The organism is Vibrio sp. 10N.286.49.C3 (assembly GCF_041469545.1).
GTDB classification, from domain to species: domain Bacteria; phylum Pseudomonadota; class Gammaproteobacteria; order Enterobacterales; family Vibrionaceae; genus Vibrio; species Vibrio tasmaniensis_A.
The window spans coordinates 52,943-54,725 of the sequence record NZ_JBFRKT010000010.1 but is presented as its reverse complement, the minus strand read 5'-3'; the positions used below and the strand labels follow the sequence as shown (position 1 = coordinate 54,725).

General features: G+C 33.1%; 2 protein-coding genes. Both read left to right on the top strand.

The annotated features are described in order from the left end of the window. Positions 1-502: Wzt carbohydrate-binding domain-containing protein (locus AB4180_RS06090; protein WP_198592238.1), on the top strand; the 502-nt coding region annotated here is incomplete at its 5' end. Beyond that, a partial coding sequence (locus AB4180_RS06085; RefSeq protein ID WP_198595930.1) for a hypothetical protein occupies positions 499-1,783 on the top strand: 1,285 nt, incomplete at its 3' end. The genes AB4180_RS06090 and AB4180_RS06085, both read left to right, overlap by 4 nt.

Genomic DNA, 1,783 nt, shown 5'->3' with positions numbered 1-1,783 from the left:
TGAAATAGACAGTTTAGATGCAATAGATCCAGAACTGATTAGTGACTGTGAAATTCAATATGGCGATAAGAGAGCAGAAATTAAAAACCTTTGGTTGGAAAACATAAAAAACAAAAAAACCAATGTATTCTCTAGTCGGTCTAAAATTATACTAAAATATAATGTTGCCTTCAAAGAAGATGTAAATGATATTATATTTTCTTTTATGATAAAAACAAAGGATGGAATTTCATTACTTGGTGTGGATACCGTAGATTACAAGTTAGAAAATAAAAATTACAAATCAGGAGATGTGGTTGATATTGAATTTGATATCGAAAACTCTTTTGCACCTGGAACCTACTACATTAATGTTGGCCTGAGGGATGATAGTGAAGATTCGCCTATATTTTTACACCGAAGAGTTGATGCATTGATTTTTCGAGTTGTCGAAGATGAGTATACTTATGTGAAATATGGATTGGTAAACACACCAGTTAACTTTGCATTGAAGAAAGCGTGAGCAATATGAAAATAAACAATGATAATGAAGTGATTTTTATTCATAGTATATTCAGAGCGAGTAGTACTTATATTTTTAAAAAGTTTAGAGAAAATAGAGAGCGATATACTTGCTACCAAGAGCCCGTTCATGAAATCGGTATTATGGCATTGGACGACCATGAGGTTTTAAATCAAGATACCGGAAGTGAAAAGAACGATCAACTAAGACACCCAATCTTGGAAAAATCATATTTTCATGAGTTGTACAAGATCTCAGATAAAGCATTACCTTACTTAAATCAAGATGATATATACGATAATTATTTCAACACGAACGTTGAATCGCTATGTGATTATCTAAATATTCTTGTAGAGAATAGTGAACATCGTTGTGTGATTCAAGAGTGTAGATTGAGTTCAAGAATGGCGGCTATTAAAGACAAAATGGCAGGCACGCACCTCTATCTGTGGCGAAACCCATGGGATCAGTGGTGGTCATACAAAGTAACTGATTATTTTGACACCGTGAATTTACTAATCTTATCGGCGAGTCCACAGCCAGATATTATTAAGCAAATTTCTGAAAAGATCAACATAACTAAATATAGTAATGATGATCTTTTAAGTCGGTTCTCCCAATTGATGAAAGTTAAATTAAGCGCTGAAAATAGCTATTTACTTTTTTATGCCATTTGGTTATCTAGCCTAATTGAGGCTCTGGAAACAGCTGATTATATTTTCAACATTGATAAGCTATCAACATGTGATGATTATAAAGAGTTAGTATCAGAAGAACTTAATAATATGGGAATTCAAGGTGTTGATTTCTCGGACTGTCAAGTTCCGCAGTGTCAGTTTACAAATAAAGATGTTGAGTTCTTCTCAAATATTGAGTCTACAATTCACGAACTATTTTTAGAAAGTGGTTACGATAGCGAGTTATTAGAAAACGTATTAGCTTTTAAAGATGAATATTTCCCTAAAGATTCAAAGCTTGATGCTAACTCAATACTAAAAGATTCAGAAAGAGCCAGAGAGCTTGCGAGAAACTATATGACAGAGCTTTCTATTTGTCATCAAAATTTAGAAACTTGTCGTCAAAGCTTAGAGTCTTGTAACCAAAACCTAGAGAATTATAACCAAAGCTTAGAATTGGAGAAGGATAAAAACAACATCTTGTCTGTTCAGTCAAGACGAAAGGTTAATAAAATAGAAGTTAAGTTAGCTAGATTTGAAACGAAAACTCGCAATGCTGAAATGAGAGGCAATGAATCAGAAGTTAGAGCGAATGAAGCAGAAG